Source organism: Burkholderia sp. ZZQ-2 (genome assembly GCF_050768715.1).
GTDB lineage: Bacteria > Pseudomonadota > Gammaproteobacteria > Burkholderiales > Burkholderiaceae > Burkholderia > Burkholderia cepacia.
Genome location: NZ_LDVA01000168.1, coordinates 1 through 19,573 on the forward strand (window position 1 = coordinate 1; position 19,573 = coordinate 19,573).

The 19,573-nt window shown below is 67.5% G+C and carries 16 protein-coding genes; 13 read left to right on the top strand and 3 right to left on the bottom strand.

The annotated features are described in order from the left end of the window. Nucleotides 1–285: 285 nt before the first annotated feature. Entirely contained in the window at nt 286–933 is a 648-nt protein-coding gene (locus ABY44_RS10140) for a TetR family transcriptional regulator (protein ID WP_059682682.1), read from the bottom strand. A 150-nt stretch (nt 934–1,083) separates the two neighbouring features. On the opposite strand from ABY44_RS10140, the gene ABY44_RS10145 reads away from it, so the two are divergent. The 8 genes from ABY44_RS10145 to ABY44_RS10180 all read left to right on the top strand — a co-directional run bounded on the left by ABY44_RS10145 (nt 1,084) and on the right by ABY44_RS10180 (nt 13,920). Then, on the top strand, nt 1,084–2,283 hold the full coding sequence (locus tag ABY44_RS10145) for a MexX/AxyX family multidrug efflux RND transporter periplasmic adaptor subunit (RefSeq protein ID WP_060172162.1): 1,200 nt from the start codon (nt 1,084–1,086) through the stop codon (nt 2,281–2,283). A gap of 20 nt (nt 2,284–2,303) precedes the next feature. Further along, nucleotides 2,304–5,441: a multidrug efflux RND transporter permease subunit gene (locus ABY44_RS10150; protein ID WP_060172164.1), complete on the top strand. Its 3,138-nt coding sequence runs from the start codon at nt 2,304–2,306 to the stop codon at nt 5,439–5,441. Next, the gene (locus ABY44_RS10155) at nt 5,441–6,901 is read left to right on the top strand and encodes an efflux transporter outer membrane subunit (protein WP_060172325.1); all 1,461 of its coding nucleotides are present in this window, start codon (nt 5,441–5,443) and stop codon (nt 6,899–6,901) included. Before ABY44_RS10150 ends, ABY44_RS10155 begins: the two co-directional genes overlap by 1 nt. Before the next feature lie 746 nt (nt 6,902–7,647). Further along, complete coding sequence (locus ABY44_RS10160) at nt 7,648–8,160, top strand: fimbrial protein (protein WP_060172167.1); 513 nt, start codon at nt 7,648–7,650, stop codon at nt 8,158–8,160. Between the two features lie 117 nt (nt 8,161–8,277). Beyond that, nucleotides 8,278–10,731, top strand: coding sequence for a fimbria/pilus outer membrane usher protein (locus ABY44_RS10165; protein ID WP_060084844.1), 2,454 nt, complete (start codon nt 8,278–8,280; stop codon nt 10,729–10,731). 16 nt (nt 10,732–10,747) lie between these two features. After that, nucleotides 10,748–11,494, top strand: a complete 747-nt coding sequence (locus ABY44_RS10170) for a fimbrial biogenesis chaperone (RefSeq protein ID WP_060172327.1) — start codon at nt 10,748–10,750, stop codon at nt 11,492–11,494. Then, complete coding sequence (locus tag ABY44_RS10175; RefSeq protein WP_060172169.1) at nt 11,491–12,522, top strand: fimbrial protein; 1,032 nt, start codon at nt 11,491–11,493, stop codon at nt 12,520–12,522. The genes ABY44_RS10170 and ABY44_RS10175 overlap by 4 nt, the downstream gene beginning before the upstream one ends. A 72-nt stretch (nt 12,523–12,594) precedes the next feature. Continuing rightward, on the top strand, nt 12,595–13,920 hold the full coding sequence (locus tag ABY44_RS10180; protein WP_230948827.1) for a calcium-binding protein: 1,326 nt from the start codon (nt 12,595–12,597) through the stop codon (nt 13,918–13,920). Between the two features lie 65 nt (nt 13,921–13,985). Here the strand turns inward: ABY44_RS10180 and ABY44_RS10185 are convergent, their stop codons facing one another. Both ABY44_RS10185 and ABY44_RS10190 read right to left on the bottom strand, forming a co-directional pair. Continuing rightward, nucleotides 13,986–14,123, bottom strand: a complete 138-nt coding sequence (locus ABY44_RS10185; protein ID WP_021163599.1) for an HHHH-motif protein — start codon at nt 14,121–14,123, stop codon at nt 13,986–13,988. 48 nt (nt 14,124–14,171) lie between these two features. Beyond that, nucleotides 14,172–14,426: a hypothetical protein gene (locus tag ABY44_RS10190; protein ID WP_059700185.1), complete on the bottom strand. Its 255-nt coding sequence runs from the start codon at nt 14,424–14,426 to the stop codon at nt 14,172–14,174. A gap of 325 nt (nt 14,427–14,751) precedes the next feature. On the opposite strand from ABY44_RS10190, the gene ABY44_RS10195 reads away from it, so the two are divergent. From ABY44_RS10195 to fhuB, 5 genes are all read left to right on the top strand, one after another. Further along, nucleotides 14,752–15,408, top strand: a complete 657-nt coding sequence (locus ABY44_RS10195; RefSeq protein ID WP_060172172.1) for an RNA polymerase factor sigma-70 — start codon at nt 14,752–14,754, stop codon at nt 15,406–15,408. A gap of 108 nt (nt 15,409–15,516) precedes the next feature. Then, on the top strand, nt 15,517–15,759 hold the full coding sequence (locus tag ABY44_RS10200) for an MbtH family protein (RefSeq protein WP_059496048.1): 243 nt from the start codon (nt 15,517–15,519) through the stop codon (nt 15,757–15,759). 45 nt (nt 15,760–15,804) lie between these two features. After that, nucleotides 15,805–16,812, top strand: a complete 1,008-nt coding sequence (locus tag ABY44_RS10205) for a TauD/TfdA family dioxygenase (protein ID WP_021163603.1) — start codon at nt 15,805–15,807, stop codon at nt 16,810–16,812. Next, entirely contained in the window at nt 16,812–17,660 is an 849-nt protein-coding gene (locus ABY44_RS10210; protein ID WP_027787448.1) for an ABC transporter ATP-binding protein, read from the top strand. Before ABY44_RS10205 ends, ABY44_RS10210 begins: the two co-directional genes overlap by 1 nt. After that, on the top strand, nt 17,657–19,573 hold a 1,917-nt coding region (gene fhuB / locus ABY44_RS10215; RefSeq protein ID WP_431641166.1), incomplete at its 3' end, for a Fe(3+)-hydroxamate ABC transporter permease FhuB. The genes ABY44_RS10210 and fhuB, both read left to right, overlap by 4 nt.

Sequence of the window (19,573 nt, forward strand, 5' to 3'; positions counted from 1 at the left end):
GCACATCCGTCGGGCGGCGACGGGGGCGGGCGGCGGGCGTGCAACAAAACAGGCCCCGCCAGGGGCCTGTGTCGTTTCCGTTCGACCCAACGCGCGGGGCGGGCCCGCTTCGAACGGCGGCGTGCATACCGGGTCGAACCCGGTTATCACGAAGACGCTAAAGAAAGATGACAGCGCCAGTCTACCGGTGTTCCGCACAACGTTAAAAATTTTAAAGAGGGTCAGCTCATTCGTTTCGCAGTGCGGTAAATCGGGTTAAATCAGCATTTATTACGACAAATTTCGTCAGTCCGGCAATTTGTGCGCGCGGCCGCGCAACGCGTCGGACGTGCGCACGGTGTCGAAGCCGGCGTCGAGCATGGCCTCGGCGTCGTTCCACAGGTTGCCGCGCAGCCGGTTGGTCCAGATCATCGACGCGAACACGCCTTCGAGCAGCGACACGAGATAGACGGCGGCCAGATGCACGTCGAGATCGGCGGCGAGTTCACCGGCCGCGATCGCGCGGCGCAGCAGCGCCTTCGTGATCCGCAGCATCTGCAATTCGAGCAGCATGCGGCGGCGCTGCAGCGCGCCGTTTTCCTCGCTCTGCTCGCACTTCGTATAGAGGATCACGAGCACGCGCTGCATCGGGCCCGGCTCGCCGCATTCCTGCAGATAGTGCGAGGCGGCGCGCCGCAGCGTGGCGAGCGGCGGCAGCCCGTCGCCCGCGTCGAAGCCTTCCGACGTGCGCGCGAACGCGCGGTCGCACATCGCCAGACACACTTCCATCTTGTTGCGGTAGTGGCCGTAGACGGCGCCGCGCGACATCCCGGCGGCCTCGGCGAGATCCGCCATCGCGGTTTGCGCGACGCCTTTCTCGAGCAGCACGAGTTCGGCGGCGTCGAGGATCCGGTGCTTGATGGCGAGCGATTCTTCGCGGGTCTTGCGGGCCATGTCCTGAAATTCCTTACAGTTCGCTGTCGTTTTATTGAGACAGTATGACGGTCAGATTGAAGCGGCGTGTATTTAATCAGTCGTGACTGATTATAATCGGCCACCCTGAGCCGCCGCATTGTATCGGCGGCGAACGATCCGAGGTCACATATGAATAACAATCGCTCCCTGTTGCGCCACCGGCTGGCGCCGTTCGCGCTGGCGGCCGTGCTGGCCCTGGCCGGATGTGGAAAGGGCGACAAGGACACCGCGCCGGAGGCCGCGAAACAGGCGACGGTCGTGACGGTGCGTCCGACGGCCGTGCCGATGACCGTCGAATTGCCGGGCCGGCTCGATGCATACCGGCAGGCGGAAGTGCGCGCGCGGGTCGCGGGCATCGTGACCGCACGCACCTACGAGGAAGGCCAGGAAGTGAAGCAGGGCGCGGTGCTGTTCCGCATCGATCCCGCGCCGCTGAAGGCCGCGCGCGACGCCGCGCAGGGGGCGCTCGCGAAGGCGCAGGCTGCCGCGCTCGCGGCGAGCGACAAGCGCCGCCGTTACGACGATCTCGTGCGCGATCGCGCGGTGAGCGAGCGCGACCACACCGAGGCCGTTGCCGGCGACACGCAGGCGAAGGCCGACGTTGCGTCCGCGAAGGCGGAACTCGCACGGGCGCAGTTGCAGCTCGACTATGCGACGGTCACCGCGCCGATCGCGGGCCGCGCACGGCGCGCGCTCGTGACCGAAGGCGCGCTCGTCGGCCAGGACCAGGCGACACCGCTCACGACCGTCGAGCAGCTCGACCCGATCTACGTGAACTTCTCGCAGCCGGCCGCCGACGTCGACGCGTTGCGCCGGGCGGTGAAGAGCGGACGCGCAACGGGTATCGCGCAGCACGACATCACGGTGACGCTGCTGCGCGCCGACGGCACCGCGTATCCGCTGAAGGGCAAGCTGCTGTTCAGCGATCTCGCGGTCGATCCGACCACCGACACCGTCGCGATGCGCGCGCTGTTCCCGAATCCGGAGCGCGAACTGCTGCCGGGCGCGTACGTGCGGATCGCGCTCGACACGGCGGTCGACCAGCGGGCGATCCTCGTGCCGCGCGATGCGCTGCTGCGCACGGCCGACCGCACGTCGGTGCGCGTGGTCGGCACGAACGGCAAGGTCAAGGACGTCGAGGTCGCGGCCGACCAGATGAGCGGCCACGACTGGCGCATCACGCGCGGCCTCGCGGGCGGCGAGCGCGTGATCGTCGACGACGCCGCGCAGTTCGCGCCCGATACGGCCGTCAAGCCCGTCGAGAAGGCGCCGCCGACGAAAGCGGCGCCGGCAGCGGCCGCTTCGCAGGCGGCCGCCCGTCAAACCTGACCGGTTAACACCACACCACCATGGCACGTTTCTTCATCGATCGCCCCGTCTTCGCGTGGGTGATCGCAATCTTCATCATGCTGGGCGGCGCATTCGCGATCCGCTCGCTGCCCGTTGCGCAGTACCCGGACATCGCGCCGCCCGTCGTCAGCATCTATGCGACGTACCCGGGCGCATCCGCGCAGGTCGTCGAGGAATCGGTGACCGCGCTGATCGAGCGCGAAATGAACGGCGCGCCGGGGCTGTTGTATACGTCCGCGACGAGCAGCGCCGGCGCGGCGTCGCTGTACCTGACGTTCAAGCAGGGCGTCAACGCCGATCTCGCGGCCGTCGAAGTGCAGAACCGGCTGAAGACGGTCGATGCGCGGCTGCCGGAACCGGTGCGGCGCGACGGCATCCAGGTTGAGAAGGCCGCCGACAACATCCAGCTCGTGGTGTCGCTGACATCCGACGACGGGCGGATGACCGACGTGCAGCTCGGCGAATATGCGTCGGCGAACGTCGTGCAGGCGCTGCGCCGTGTCGACGGCGTCGGCCGCGTGCAGTTCTGGGGCGCCGAATATGCGATGCGGATCTGGCCCGACCCGGTGAAGATGGCCGGGCACGGCCTCACCGCGTCGGATATCGCGTCGGCGGTGCGCGCGCACAACGCACGCGTGACGATCGGCGACATCGGCCGCACCGCGGTGCCGGCCAGCGCACCGATCGCGGCGACCGTGTTCGCCGATGCGCCGCTGAAGACGCCGGCCGAGTTCGGCGCGATCGCGCTGCGCACGCAGGCCGACGGCTCCGCACTGTATCTGCGCGACGTCGCGCGCGTCGAGTTCGGCGGCAACGACTACAACTACCCGTCGTACGTGAACGGCAAGGTCGCGACCGGGATGGGCATCAAGCTCGCGCCGGGCTCGAACGCGGTATCCACCGAGAAGCGCGTGCGCGCGACGATGGACGAGCTGTCCGCGTATTTCCCGCCGGGCGTGAAGTACCAGATCCCGTACGAGACGTCGTCGTTCGTGCGCGTGTCGATGAACAAGGTCGTCACGACGCTGATCGAGGCCGGCGTGCTCGTGTTCCTCGTGATGTTCCTGTTCATGCAGAACCTGCGCGCGACGCTGATCCCGACGCTCGTCGTGCCGGTCGCGCTCGCGGGCACGTTCGGCGTGATGTATGCGGCCGGCTTCTCGATCAACGTGCTGACGATGTTCGGGATGGTGCTCGCGATCGGCATCCTCGTCGACGACGCGATCGTCGTCGTCGAGAACGTCGAGCGGCTGATGGTCGAGGAGGGGCTCGGGCCGTACGACGCGACCGTCAAGGCGATGAAGCAGATCAGCGGCGCGATCGTCGGCATCACCGTGGTGCTGACGTCGGTGTTCGTGCCGATGGCGTTCTTCGGCGGCGCGGTGGGCAACATCTACCGGCAGTTCGCGCTGTCGCTCGCAGTGTCGATCGGTTTCTCGGCCTTCCTCGCGCTGTCGCTCACGCCCGCGCTGTGTGCGACGCTGCTCAGGCCCGTGTCCGGCGAACATCACGAGAAGCGCGGCTTCTTCGGCTGGTTCAACCGCTTCGTCGCGCGTTCGACGCAGCGCTACGCGACGCGCGTGGGCAAGATGCTGAAGAAGCCGGTGCGCTGGCTCGTCGTGTACGGCGCGCTGACCGCGGCCGCGGGGCTGATGCTCACGCAACTGCCGACCGCGTTCCTGCCGGACGAGGACCAGGGCAACTTCATGGTGATGGTGATCCGGCCGCAAGGCACGCCGCTCGCGGAAACGATGCAGAGCGTGCGGGAAGTCGAGTCGTACATCCGCCATGACGAGCCGGCCGCGTATACGTTCGCGCTCGGCGGCTTCAACCTGTACGGCGAAGGGCCGAACGGCGGGATGATCTTCGTCACGCTGAAGAACTGGAAGGAGCGCAAGGCCGCGGACGCGCACGTGCAGGCGATCGTCGCGCGCATCAACGAGCGCTTCGCGGGCACGCCGAACACGACGGTGTTCGCGATGAACTCGCCGGCGCTGCCCGATCTCGGCTCGTCGAGCGGTTTCGACTTCCGGCTGCAGAACCGCGGCGGGCTCGACTACGCGACGTTCAGCGCCGCGCGCGAGCAGCTGCTCGGGGCGGGCCGCAAGGATCCCGCGCTGACCGACCTGATGTTCGCCGGCACGCAGGACGCGCCGCAGCTGAAGCTCGACATCGATCGCGCGAAGGCGTCCGCGCTCGGCGTGTCCATGGATGAGATCAACACGACCCTCGCGGTGATGTTCGGCTCCGACTATATCGGCGACTTCATGCACGGCACGCAGGTGCGGCGCGTGATCGTGCAGGCCGACGGGCTGCACCGGCTCGATCCGGACGACGTGAAGAAGCTGCGCGTGCGCAACTCGCATGGCGAGATGGTGCCGCTCGCGGCGTTCACGACGCTGCACTGGACGCTCGGGCCGCCGCAGCTCACCCGCTACAACGGCTTTCCGTCGTTCACGATCAACGGCTCCGCCGCGCAGGGCCACAGCAGCGGCGAGGCGATGGCCGCGATCGAGCAACTCGCGGCGAAGCTGCCGGCCGGCACCGGCTATGCGTGGTCGGGGCAGTCGTTCGAGGAGCGTCTGTCGGGCGCGCAGGCGCCGATGCTGTTCGCGCTGTCGGTGCTCGTCGTGTTCCTCGCGCTGGCTGCGCTCTACGAGAGCTGGTCGATTCCGTTCGCGGTGATGCTGGTCGTGCCGCTCGGCGTGATCGGCGCGGTGCTCGGCGTCACGCTGCGGATGATGCCGAACGACATCTACTTCAAGGTGGGGCTGATCGCGACGATCGGATTGTCCGCGAAGAACGCGATTCTGATCGTCGAAGTCGCGAAGGACCTGGTCGCGCAGCGCATGTCGCTCGTCGACGCCGCGCTCGAGGCCGCGCGCCTGCGGCTGCGGCCGATCGTGATGACGTCGCTCGCGTTCGGCGTGGGCGTGCTGCCGCTCGCGTTCGCGTCGGGCGCCGCGTCCGGCGCGCAGATGGCGATCGGCACCGGCGTGCTCGGCGGCGTGATCACGGCGACCGTGCTCGCGGTGTTCCTCGTTCCGCTGTTTTTCGTGATCGTCGGCCGCCTGTTCGACGTCGGCCCGCGCCGGCGCGGCGGAGCGCAGCCGGCGGCGATGGAGGGTTCTCAATGATGTTTGCGCTGAATGCACAGGCAGCGCTGCGGGTTCAGGTTGCGCTGGCCGCCGCGCTCGCGCTGGCCGGCTGCACGCTCGCACCGCGTTACGAGCGGCCGGCGGCGCCCGTGCCGGCGACCTATGCGCCGGTGGATGGCGGCGCCGCGCCGGCGGCGGCCGCGGCATCGCCCGCCGATGCCGCGCTGCTCGACGACTGGCGCACGTACTTCACCGATGCCGCGCTGCAGGCGTGGATCGACGCGGCGCTCGCGAACAACCGCGACCTGCGGGTCGCCGCCGGCCGGCTCGAGGAAGCGCGCGCACTCTACGGCGTGCAGCGCGCGGACCTGATGCCGTCGGTCGATGCGAATCTGGGTTATGAGCGTGCGCGCCAGTACGACCCGGTCGTGCGCGAAAGCGCGATCAGCGGGCTGTATCGTGCGGGCGTCGGCATCAGCGCGTACGAGCTCGACCTGTTCGGCCGCGTGCGCAGCCTGTCCGACGCGGCGCTCGCCGAGTATTTCGCGACGGCCGACGCGCAACGCACGGTGCGCATCGGCGTGATCGCCGACGTGGCGGGCGCGTACGTGTCGGAGCGCTCGCTGCACGAGCAGCTCGCGCTGGCGCAGCGCACGCTGGACGCGCGCGAACGCATGGCCGCGCTTACGCAGCGTCGTTATGCGGCCGGCACGAGCGACGCGATCGAGCTGCGCTCGGCCGAGATGCTGGTGGCATCCGCGCGCGCATCGCAGGCCGCGCTGCAGCGCGAGCATGCGCAGTCGGTGCGGGCGCTGCAGTTGCTCGCGGGCGACTTCGCGCGCAACGTGCCCGGCGACACGACCGCGCTCGACGGGCTGTCGATCGCGCCCGTGGCGCCCGGCGCACCGAGTGCGCTGCTCGAACGGCGGCCGGACATCCGGCAGGCGGAGGCGCGGCTGAAGGCCGCCAACGCGCAGATCGGCGCTGCGCGCGCGGCATTCTTTCCGCGCATCACGCTGACGAGCGACTACGGCTCGGTCAGCGATGCGTTCTCGAGCCTGTTTGCCGGCGGCACCAGCGTATGGACGTTCGCGCCGCGCATCACGTTGCCGATCTTCGCGGGCGGACGCAACCGCGCGAACCTCGACGTCGCGAACGCGCGCAAGCACATCGCGGTGGCCGATTACGAGAAGACGGTGCAAACCGCGTTCCGCGAAGTGGCCGACGCATTTGCCGCGCGCGACTGGATCGATCGCCAGCTCGCCGCGCAGCAGGACGTGTATGCGGCCGACGGCGCGCGGCTGAAGCTCGCGGAGCGCCGCTACGCGGGCGGCGTCGCGACGTATCTCGAACTCCTCGACGCGCAGCGCAGCACGTACGAGTCGGGGCAGGAACTGATCCGGCTCAAGCAGCTCAGGCTCGCGAATGCGATCGCGCTGTACCGCGCGCTCGGCGGCGGCTGGTCGCCGGCATCGGCGGAGGCCGCGGCTTCCGCGTAATGCCCGTCACCTGACGCCGCAGCGCGTCGGGCGGCATGACGGCGGCGGTACGTTTCGACGTGCTGCCGCCGCTTCCTTCGATCCATACCGCTGGTTCCAGCGATATCTTTTCCCATCGACAGGCCGGCCGGGACGTTTTTCATCCTGCGGCAACGCACGCGTGCGCGTTGCGGAACAGCCGTCGTCTTGCGATCGCTCATGCGTGCGATTTACGATCCGGAATTGACAAACGAATTAATCCTATATCGGAAATAATGAGGGCGGCAAAGTGTCGCGGTAAAACGTTTGTATTCATGTCGCAATCGTTTGCGCGAAAAAATTGCATTGATTGAATCGCCGGTTAATTTCCTATTTGTTGAAAATGATTTGATATTGGCGTTGCCGTCGGACAACGATGGCGGCTCTGGACAATGTTTTGTCCTTTTCGCGGATGATTTGCCAGAGCCAATGCCAGCAAGGGTGCGCGGGGAGGTTGTGGCTATCGATCGAAAATATCCTTAATCTTCAATTGTTTCCGAAGAATAAAAAAGGACTGCGGATAAAAATTCCGGGATTGAAAATTGACGGGAAATAGTGCGGATCTAGAGGGGTAAATCGAACATTGTCAGATGCATTTGACAATGATTTACAGAAAACTTTCACGATTATCTCGATAATGCCGCCTCGTGACGGACGGGAGCCACCACACGCTACCGTTTGAGTCCGCCACGTCATCTATTCCATTTGCAGTCCTTTCGGGAAACGTCATGAAAAAATCCATTCTGACCGCTGTCGCACTCGCGGCCCTGTCGACCTCGGCCTTCGCAGCGGGCACTGGCACGATCAACTTCACGGGCGAGATCGTCGCGGGCGCATGCGGCATCGATTCGGGCTCGGTCAACCAGACCGTGAACCTCGGCAAGGTGCCGACCAACGTGTTCAAGCAAGCTGGCGACAAGTCCACGCCGACCAACTTCGACATCAAGCTGACCGACTGCGACACGAGCGTCGCGCAGAACGCGTACTTCACGTTCACGGGCACGTCGAGCGCGGGCCAGCCGAAGCTGCTCGCCACGATCGGTTCGGCAACCAACGTCGGCATCCGCCTGCAGGCAGCGTCGGGCGAATACCTCGACAACGGCGCCGAGCAGAAGGCACCGACCGTGCTGCAAAACGGCACGAACGTCGCACGCTTCGCGGCCATGTACGAAGCGACCGCAGCCGACGTGACGCCGGGTACCGCCGAAGGCGTGGCGAACTTCACCGTCCGCTACCAGTAAGCCGCCGTACCGGGGAAGGGTGCGCGCACCCTTCCTCGTTCGTATTTCCTCCTCCCCCCTTCGTTGGACTTCCGGTAGCGCCGCGTGCGAATCAGACATTCCTTCCTTTGCGTCTCCGTGCTGGTTGTCGGCAGCCAGAGCCATGCGACGGAATTCAATTCGTCGTTCCTGAGCATCGACGGCTCGAACAACGTCGATCTGTCGCAGTTCTCGCAGGCGGACTTCACGCTGCCCGGCGAGTACATGCTCGACGTACAGGTCAACGACCTGTTCTACGGGCTGCAGGCGATCGAGTTCATCGCCGTCGACGCGTCGGGGGCCGGCAAGCCGTGCCTGCGCCCGGAACTCGTCGCGCAGTTCGGGCTGAAGCCGTCGCTCGCGAAGGACCTGCCGCGCTTCCAGGGTGGACGTTGCGTCGATCTCGGCGCGATCGAGGGGGCGACCGTGCGCTACCTGAAAAGCGACGGGCGGCTCAAGATCACGATTCCGCAGGCTGCGCTCGAGTTCAACGATACGACCTACCTGCCGCCGGAGCGCTGGTCGGAAGGGATCCCCGGCGCGATGCTCGACTATCGCGTGATCGCGAACACGAACCGCAACTTCGGCACGGGTGGCGGGCAAACGAATTCGATCCAGGCCTACGGGACGGTTGGCGCGAACTGGGATGCATGGCGCTTTCGCGGCGACTACCAGGCGCAATCGAACGTGGGCAATACGGCCTACGCGGACCGCACGTTCCGCTTCAGCCGGCTTTATGCATTTCGCGCGCTGCCGTCGATCCAGTCGACGGTGACGTTCGGCGACGACTACCTGACGTCCGACATTTTCGACACGTTCGCGCTGACGGGCGCGTCGATCCGCAGCGACGACCGCATGCTGCCGCCTTCGCTGCGCGGCTATGCGCCGCTGATCTCGGGCGTCGCGCGCACCAACGCGACGGTGACCGTGTCGCAGGCGGGCCGCGTGTTGTACGTGACGCGCGTGTCGCCGGGCGCTTTCGCGCTGCAGAACATCAATACGAGCGTGCAGGGCACGCTCGACGTTGCAGTCGAGGAAGAGGACGGCAGCGTGCAGCGCTTCCAGGTGACGACGGCCGCAGTGCCGTTCCTCGCGCGTGCCGGGCAATTGCGCTACAAGGCCGCCGTCGGCAAGCCGCGGCTCTTTGGCGGCGCCGGCATCACGCCGTTCTTCGGCTTCGGTGAAATCGCCTACGGCCTGCCGTTCGACGTCACCGCGTATGGCGGTTTCATCGCCGCGTCGGGCTACACGTCGATCGCGCTCGGCGTGGGCCGCGACTTCGGCGCGTTCGGCGCGCTGTCGGCCGACGTCACGCATTCGCGGGCACGCCTGTGGTGGAACGGCGCGACGCGCAACGGCAACTCGTACCGCATCAACTATTCGAAGCACTTCGACGGGCTCGATGCCGACGTGCGTTTCTTCGGTTATCGCTTCTCCGAGCGCGAATACACGAACTTCGCGCAGTTCTCGGGCGACCCGACCGCGTACGGCCTCGCCAACAGCAAGCAGCGCTACTCGGCGACGCTGTCGAAGCGTTTCGGCGACACGTCGACTTATTTCTCGTACGACCAGACGACCTACTGGGAACGTGCGAACGAGCAGCGCGTCGGCCTCACGCTGACGCGCGCGTTCTCGATCGGCACGCTGCGCAACCTGAACGTGAGCGTATCGGCCTTCCGCACACAGAGCGCCGGCGCGAGCGGCAACCAGGTCTCGGTTACCGCGACGCTGCCGATCGGCGGCCGCCACACCGTCACGTCGAACCTGACGACGGGCAGCGGCAGCACGAGCGTGAACGCCGGTTATATCTACGACGATCCGGATGGCCGCACCTACCAGGTCAACGCGGGCGCGACCGACGGACGGGCGTCGGCGAACGCGAGCTACCGCCAGCGCTCGTCGGCGTATCAGCTGACCGCGCAGGCGTCGACGCTCGCCAATGCGTATGCGGCCGCGTCGCTCGAAGTCGACGGCTCGTTTGTCGCGACGCAATACGGCGTCGCGGCGCACGCGAACGGCAACGCGGGCGACACGCGGTTGCTGGTGTCGACCGACGGCGTGCCCGACGTGCCGCTGTCCGGCACGCTCTCGCATACCGATTCGCGCGGTTATACGGTGCTCGACGGCATCTCGCCGTACAACGTCTACGACGCGACGGTCAACGTCGAGAAGCTGCCGCTCGAGGTGCAGGTGTCGAACCCGATCCAGCGCATGGTGCTGACCGACGGCGCGATCGGCTTCGTGAAGTTCTCCGCCGCGCGCGGCAGCAACCTGTACCTGACACTGACCGACCCGGTCGGCAAGCCGCTGCCGTTCGGTGCATCGGTGCAGGACATGGCGAACGGCAAGGAACTCGGCATCGTCGGCGAGGGCGGCGCGGCGTTCCTGACCCAGGTTCAACCGAAATCCACGCTGGCGGTGCGCGCGGGCGAACGCACGCTCTGCACGATCGACACGCTGCCGAACCAGCTCCAACTCGAAGGCACGCCGATTCCGGTGACGTGCCAGACGCCCGGCGAGTCGCATGCAGCGGCCGCACGGGTCGAACGATGAATTCACGGATCCAGCGATGAAAAACTCCTTCTCCCTTTCCTTTCCGCGGCGCGCATGGTGCGTGCTCGCGACCGCCGGTGCGCTCCTCGCGGGCGCCGCGCAGGCGGCGATCGTGCCCGATCGCACGCGCGTGATCTTCAACGAAGGCGAACAGGCGGCGGTCGTCACGATCACCAACAAGAGCACGACGTACCCGTATCTCGTGCAGTCGTGGCTCGAGGACGCGAAGGGCAACAAGATCACGTCGCCGCTGATGGTCGTGCCGCCGCTGCAGCGCGTCGAGGCGAACGAGCGCAACGTGTTGCGGATCGCGAAGCTGCCGGGCACCGAGCTGCCGGCCGATCGCGAATCGGTGTTCTACCTGAACATCCGCGAAGTGCCGCCGAAGACCGATACGCCGAACACGCTGCAGATCGCGCTGCATACGCAGATGAAGCTGTTCTACCGGCCGAAGGCCGTGCAGCCCGCGCGCGACGAGGACTGGACGCTGCCGATGACGTTGCGCGTCGATGCGGCCGCGCACAAGCTCGTGTTCGACAATCCGACGCCGTATCACATCACGATCGTCGACGTGGCGGCGGGTGTGCAGAAGACGCACGTGTCGCTGGAGCCGGTGATGGTCAGCCCGATGAGCACGGCCGACGTGCCGTTCAAGGCCGCGACGCCCGCGACGCTGTTCGTCACGCACATCGACGATTACGGCGGCCAGGTGGCGGTCGAGTATGCGTGCGAGGCCGGTGCTTGCAAGAGCGTGAAGAAATGAGCGGGGGCGGACGACAGCCCCCCCGCATGTTGACGATGGCGTCGTGGCTGCGCCTGGCGATCTTCGCGGTGCTGGTCGCCGCCGTGCAGCCGGCGTTTGCCGTACGCTGCGTGACCAGCAGCGGTGCGACGTCGATGACGGAATCGATCGGCGGTGTCGCCTCCTATCCGACCGACGCACCTGACGGCTACGTGATCTGGGTGTCGCCGGTTCGCACGACGACGGGGTATTGCTTCAAGGATCTGGGCGGCAAGGGCAACATCGACATCGACGATCCGATCTCCTTCTACGCGAATCCGAACAAGCAGAACCCGGCTGCCTGGGGGCTCGAAATCGGCATCCGGTACCTGGGACAGGACCACTTTGGCGCGGGGAGTCAGCCTGGCACCGGCGTGGCGACGGGCAAGACGGTACCGGCGTGCAGTGACGAAAAACTGGCATGGGGCCAATGCCCGAAGGTGCCTATCGACATTTCCTATCAGGTGGTCGTCCGCAAGCGCGGCTCGTGGACGCAACCGCCGAGCGACATCTACACGGTATTCCAGTTCGACGGAGCGAAGGGGCTGAATGCGATCCACCCGAGCTTCCAGTACCGCCTGAGCGGCATGCGCAATCTCAAGCCGACACCGTGCTTCGTCGACGTGCTGGTGACGCCCGAACCGGGCATCGTCAATTTCGGGCAGGTACAGTCGGTCGGCAATGGCTTTCTACCGGCGGTGCCGCGCAAACGCTTCTCGTTGTCGCTAACCAAGAAATGCAATGTCGCGGTGAAGGTCGATGGGTACTTCGAAACGAGCTTTCCGGTTCGGAACGGTTTGCTGGTGCCCGCGTCGGACAGCAATTTCGGTATCGGCATCGAAGACAGCCAGGGTAAGGCGATTCCATTCAACGAACAGTTCACGCTTGCGCAATTCCCGTCGAACGTCATGAACCAGAGCGTGTTGATGGACGCGGTGCTGAAGTCGTTCGGGCCACCGAAGATCGGAAGGTTCGACGCAACGGCGACGATCCGCTTGTTTATTTACTGACGCGCGCGAGGCCCTGGCAGGGCGACGATCGAGCGCTTATTGGGGGAGATGAAAATGCATCTGAAGGGCACCATGGCAGCGACACTGTTCGTTGCTTCGACGGTGGGCGCGGCTCACGCACAGACGGTATCGGCGGGGGGGTATTCGCTGACCGTGATCGGTGACCTGGGTGGTCCGCGCGACATGCGGTACAACGGGAATGCCGTCAGCGCCGACGGCAAGACGATCATCGGCTCCTACTGGAGCGACGCGCAGCCCGGTAACTCGATGGCCTTCTCGTGGTCGGCTGCGACGGGCTGGCAGCGGCTGGCCGCGCCGGCGAACGCCTATGACTCGCTGGCACAGACGGTGTCGGGCGACGGGCAGGTGATCGGCGGCTCGATCAGTGCGCGCCAGGCGGAAAGCAGCAACGTCGATCGATGGGCGGTGCGATGGCCCGGCGACGGTCGCACACAGAAACTCGTTCCGGATACGGCGGGCCGGGACGCATCGGTCGAAGTCGCGAACCTCGCCGGCACGAGGATGACGGGCAGTTTCACGGCGACAGACGGCCGGAATGCACGGTTCATGTGGGACCAGCCGAGGGGTTTCCGCGAGTTGCCGCCGGGCGGCGACTATATCGTGCAGTTCCTGTCGATGACCTCGTCCGGGAATGCGGCAGCAGGGTTGGCCGGCAATGTCGATGGCGTGTATGGCTCGCGTGCGCTCCTTTGGACAGAACGAATCGGTGAACGACTATTGCCGACGATCAACGCGGGCGTGGCGAGAATGGATATGGCCCGCGGCGTGACCGAAGACGAACGGACGATCGCCGGCTCGATCGGCACGCTGGTAGTCACGCCGGATGGACAACGGGTCGATTCGGAGGCCGTGCTGTGGACGAACGGCGGCGACAGCATCCAGCGGCTCGGTTTTCTCGACGGTGACGACAGCAGCTACGCGCAAGCGATCAGCACGGACGGGCGGGTTGTCATCGGCACATCGAGCAACCGGCAAACCGGTGTCGAGCGCGTCTTCGTGTGGACGCCGCAAAGCGGCATGCGCAGCCTCGTTGCGTTGCTCGAAGCGGCCGGCCTGTCGGTCGGCACGCTGAACCTGACCAACGTAATCGGTGTGAGCCCTGACGGGCAGACCATCACGGGGCAGGGCTATCGCGACGGCGATCCCGACTATCGGCCGCAGTTCTGGCAAGTGCACATCGATGCGGCGACCCTGCGCGCGTTGCAGCCGGCGAGCCCGGGCGCCGACGCGTTGCGGGTGCGGGCTTCGCCGCGCAAGGCGGCGTCACGCATGCTGGCGGCGAAGCCGAACGCCGCGATGCAGCGAGGTGCCTGCCGCATGCCCGCCAGCCCGGCGCAGCTCGCGCGATGCCTGCCGCGGTTGCCTGCCGCACGCTGACGAGCGCAGCCGCACGCAGGTGAAGCGATGAAACAAGGCGCCGGTTTTCCGGCGCCTTGTTTCGTTTACCGCACCCAGCGACACATCCTGTGATGGTGATGGTCGAAGTGACACACGCGGTGCGGATGCGCTTCGGCGATGGCCGGCACGAGCACGGCGGCGGCGAGCGCCGCGACGGCGAGCGATTTCAGTAGCGTTTTCATGTTGCAGTCCTGATCGTTGAAAAGTGAATCACGGGAAGAGGGAACGCCTTACCACTGCGGCCGCTGATCGTCGCGTCGGTCGTCCCGATGGTCATCGCGTCGGTCGTCCCGGCGGTCGTCATATCCGCGGGGATGCTGCGCTTCCCAGTCGCGGCGCTCCCAGTAGCGATTGCCGTCCCAGTAACGATCGCCATGCCAGCCGATCGTGACCTGAGCCGGGCCGGCAGGATAGGCGACGCACCCGGTCAGCATCACGCTCGACAGCGCGCCAGCCATGACAGCGGACAACACGATGGATTTCATGGTTTTCTCCCTTGGAAACAGCACCCCGATCGTACGAGCCCCCAAAATTTCACGTAGTAAGAAGTTGCTACCGCACATGACACGTGCAGGCGTTTTGTCAGACGCGTGAAAGATCGTGTCGGCGGGGCGCAGGCCGGTCGTGCCGTTCGGATTAGCCGATGACCACGTACCGAACCAGCCGCCGTGCGTCCCCTCCACCCGGGCAACGATTCCGCCAATTGTTCAGACAAATCCTGTCGACTGAAAGGGGCATTCAGTAATCAGATTGAGAATGATTTGCGTTTACGTTAAATTGCGCTATCTCGGAATTTGACGGAGCAGATCGATGGCGATGGCGGAAGTGCTCGACCGACCGGCGGCGGCAGCGGCGAACCCGTTCCTCGGCAGTCATCCCGACCGGCCGCTGCGTGCGGGCCGCACCGCGGAGCCCCGTGCGCAAGGCGCGTTGCTCGACGTGCTGATCTCGCATCGCGCGATGCTCGTGAACGTTGCGCGCGGTTTCGTCGGCTGTGCGAGCCGTGCCGAGGACGTCGTGCACGACGTGTTCGTGAAGCTCGTCGAATTCCCGAACCAGGATGCGGTGCGCCAGCCGGTCGCGTACGTGACGCGGATGGTGCGCAATGCGTCGATCGACGCGTGCCGCCGGCAAAACCTCGAGAACGTCTATCACACGGAAGAGGACGACGGCTTCGACGTGCCGTCGCCCGAACCGACGCCGGAAGCCGCACTGCTGACGCGCGATACGCTGCGGCGCGTGTGGGCCGCGCTCGACGACCTGCCGGCGCGCAGCCGCGCGGCCTTCGAGATGGTGCGGCTGCGCGAGGAGACGCTGCAGACCGCGGCGCGCGCGCTGAACGTGTCGCAGACGCTCGTGCATTTCATGGTGCGCGACGCGGAGCGCCACTGCGCGGAATGCCTCGACGCATGTCATCGCGGTGTCGCGTGCCCGGTGTTCCTGGGCGGCCGCACGCGGCGCCGGTAAGCGCGGGTAAAAAAACGCGCCGGCCAATCGTCTATCAGACAGGAGCGGCCGAAACCGCCGCTTTGCCATCCGCTTTGCCACTTTCAACCGCCTCAGCGATTTCCGATCATGACGCAAGCCACGACGCCTTCCGCCGACACCGACGATCTCGTCTATACGGTCGTCATCAATGACGAAGAACAGTATTCGATCTGGCCGACGTTCCGGCCCGTGCCGGCCGGCTGGCGCGAAGTGGGCGTGAGCGGCCCGAAAACCGACTGTCTCGCGCACATCGAGACCGTCTGGACCGACATGCGCCCCGCGAGCCTGCGCCGCGCGATGGACGGCGAGCGCGCATCGCGCGCGTCGTGACCCGCCGCGCCGCGTGGGCGGCGCGCCACCTGAAGAGGACGTTGCATGACCCTGCTTTCGTTGCCGACGCTCGACGACCTGCGTATCGAGCCGGGGCTGCCCACCGTCGTGTCGCCGCGCGGCAGCGACGGGATGTCGATCGACGACGTCGCGCCGCTGGCGCGCGAGATCGCGGCCGACACGCTCGAACGGGCGGGCGGTGTGCTGTTCACGGGTTTTCACGTGCCGTCGATCGACGCGTTCCAGCAGTTCGCGGCGTCGTTCGGCGATCCGCTGATCGGCTATGAATACGCATCGACACCGCGCAGCCAGGTCGAGGGCGCCGTCTACACGTCGACCGAGTACCCGCCGCACCGCGCGATTCCGCTGCACAACGAGCAGTCGTATACGCGTGAATGGCCGCTGCGGATCTGGTTCCATTGCGCGCTCGCCGCGCCGAAGGGCGGGGCGACGCCGATCGCGGACAGCCGCGCGGTGTATCGCGCGCTCGATCCGGCGCTCGTCGCGCGTTTCGAGAAGCGCGAGCTGCTGTACGTGCGCAATTTCGGGCAGGGGCTCGACCTGCCGTGGCAGCAGTCGTTCGGCACCGACGAACCGGCCGAGGTCGAACGGATGTGCGCGGCGCGCGGCATCGAATGCGCGTGGCGCACCGACGATGACGGCGAGCTGCTGCTGCGCACGCGTGAACGCTGCCAGGCCGTCGCGCGCCATCCGCGCACCGGCGACCGCGTGTGGTTCAACCAGGCGAACCTGTTTCACCTGTCGGCGCTCGACGACGACATGCAGGAAGCGCTCGTCGACGCGGTCGGGCTCGAAAACGTGCCACGCAACGTGTATTACGGCGACGGCGAACCGCTCGAAGCCGACGCGCTCGCGGAGATCCGCGGCGTGCTCGACCAGCAGCGCATCGTGTTCCCGTGGCGCACGGGTGACGTGCTGATGCTCGACAACATGCTGACCGCGCATGCGCGCGACCCGTTCGAGGGGCCGCGCAAGGTCGTCGTCGCGATGGCGCAGAGTTATACGGTCCCGCGCGACCGAACGGAGGATTGATGACGCGTAGTACCGCCGCGCTTGCCGCGCGCGGGCTGTCGGTGGGATATCGCGACCATGTCGTGATCGACGGGCTGGACCTGTCGATCGCGGCCGGCCGCGTAACCGCGCTGTGCGGACCGAACGGCTGCGGCAAGAGCACGCTGCTGCGCACGCTCGCGGGCCTGCAGCCCGCGCGTGCCGGCCATGTCGAAGTGAACGGGCAGCCGCTCGCGTCGTTTCGCCGTCGCGCGCTCGCGCGCGAGCTGACGATGCTCGCGCAGTTCAACCAGATCCCGTCGGGCCTGACGGTGCGCGAACTCGTCGCGTACGGGCGCTATGCGTACGGCGGCTTCCTGCGCGGTCTGTCGCGCGCCGACCATGCGGCAATCGACGAGGCGCTCGACACGAGCGGCCTCGCCGGCGATGCGGAGCGCGACGTCGGCGCACTGTCGGGCGGCGAGCGCCAGCGTGCGTGGATCGCGATGGCGCTCGCCCAGCAGGCGCCGATCGTGCTGCTGGACGAACCGACGACCTATCTCGACATCCATCACCAGCTCGACATCCTCGATGCGCTGCGCACGCTGAACCGCACGCGCGGGCTGACGATCGTCTGGGTGCTGCACGACCTGAACCAGGCGGCCGCATACAGCGACGAAATCGTGCTGATGCGCGCGGGCCGCCTCGTCGCGCAGGGCACGCCCGACGCGATGCTCGATCCGGCGCGGCTGCGCGCGGCGTTCGGCGTCGAGATGCTGAAGCTCGCGCATCCGCAGACGGGCGCACCGATGTGCGTGCCGGCCTACGGGCCGACAACCGACGGCGCGCCGCAGGCGGCCGGTGTCTTCGACCGGGATCTCGCCGTATGACCACGTTCGCGATGCGCAAGCGCCTCGCGGCGGCGGGGAGGGGCACGACATCGGGCCGGGCCGGTGCGATCGCGATCGGCCTCGTCGCGCTGATCGCGGCGCTGGCGGCGTTGCGCGTCGCCCCCGATCTGCGCGTGTGGTGGAGCGCGGTGCCCGGCAGCGATGCCGCTGCGCTTGCGCACGTGTTCCTGTTCGACCTCAACCTGCCGCGCGTCGCGGCCGCGCTCGTCGCGGGCGGGTGCCTCGGCATCGCGGGCGCGCTGTTCCAGTCGCTCACGCGCAATCCGCTCGCGTCGCCTGATTTGCTCGGCGTGACGGGCGGCGCCCAGCTCGGCCTGCTCGCGGCGATGCTCGTGCCGGCGCTGGCCGGCGTCGCGTCGGTGCCGCTGCTGTTCGTGTGCGGGCTGGCCGCGGCCGCCTGCGCGATCGTCGCGGCCGGCGGCTGGCGCGCGACGCCGTTGCGTCTCGTGCTCGCGGGCAGCGTGTGCATGCTGCTGTTCGCCGCGCTGTCGACGCTCGTGCTCGCCTTCTTCGAGCAGAACATCGCGGGCGCCGCGCTGTGGACCAACGGCAGCCTGTACCAGCCGGGCGCGACGGGCCTCGCGCTCGCCGCGCGCTGGCTCGTCGTGCCGCTGATCGCATTGCCGTTCGTGATCCGGCCGCTGAATCCGCTCACGCTCGGCGACGACGCGGCGGCCGCGGCCGGCGTGCGCGTCGACGCGACGCGGCTCGCCGCGACGATCGTCGCGGTCGCGTTCACGAGCGTGGCCGTCAGTATCGCGGGCCCGCTGTCGTATGTCGGCCTCGTCGCCCCGAACCTGCTGCGCCAGGTGCGCGGCGCGCGCGCCGCGCGGCTCGGCGTGCTCGTGCCGCTGTCGGCGCTCGCGGGCGGTGCGCTCGTGCTCGTCACCGACAGCGCGGTGCTCGCATCGGGGCTCGACGCCACGCTGTCGACCGGCGTCGCGATCGCGCTGGTCGGCACGCCGCTGATGCTGGCGATGATCCGGCGCGGCGCCGCGTGGTCGGGTGTGCTGCATGCGGATGCCGAACGCGCGGCGGGTGGCGGCTCGACGCGGCTCGTCGGCTGGCTCGAACGGCTCGGCTGGCCGCTGCGCACGGCGCTGTTCGTCGTGGCGGGCGTGCTGGCCGTGTTCGTCGGCGTGTCGGCGGGCCCCGAGTGGCTGTCGATCGCGCGCTGGTCCGCTGCGCTGTCCGGCCACGATGCGCTCGCGCGGATGCTGATCGACCTGCGCATGCCGCGGCTGCTGTGCGCGCTCCTCGCGGGCGCGCTGCTCGCGGTGAGCGGGGTCGCGATGCAAAGCGTCGTGCGCAATCCGCTCGCGGGCCCCGAAGTGCTCGGCGTCACGCAGGGTGCGGGGCTCGTCACGCTGTTCGCGTTGTCGACGTGGCCGCTGATGGGCCACGTGACGCTCGCGGCGGCCGCGCTGATCGGCGGCGGGCTGTCGCTCGCGATCACGCTCGCGCTGAATCACCGGCATCGCTATGCGCCGCTCGCGGTGGCGCTGACGGGGATCGTGATCGGCGCGTTGTGGACCACGCTCGCGCAATGGCTGATCACGCAGGAAAGCGTGCAGCCCGCGCGCTTCGTCGTGTGGCTCGTCGGCGGGACTTACGGCCGCAGCTGGGGCGAGGTGTCGATGCTGCTGCCGTGGTGCGTGCTCGCGGTGCCCGTGTTCGCGTGGCTCGCGAAACCGCTCGACATGCTCGCGCTCGGCGACGACCAGGCGGCCGCGCTCGGCCTGCCGGTGGCCGTGCTGCGGCCGCTCGCGCTGACGATCGCGACGCTCGCCGCCTGTGCGGCCGTCGCGGCGGTCGGGCCGGTCGGCTTCATCGGGTTGATGGCGCCGCACGTCGCGACGATGCTCGGCGCGCGCCGGCACCGTACGCGGCTG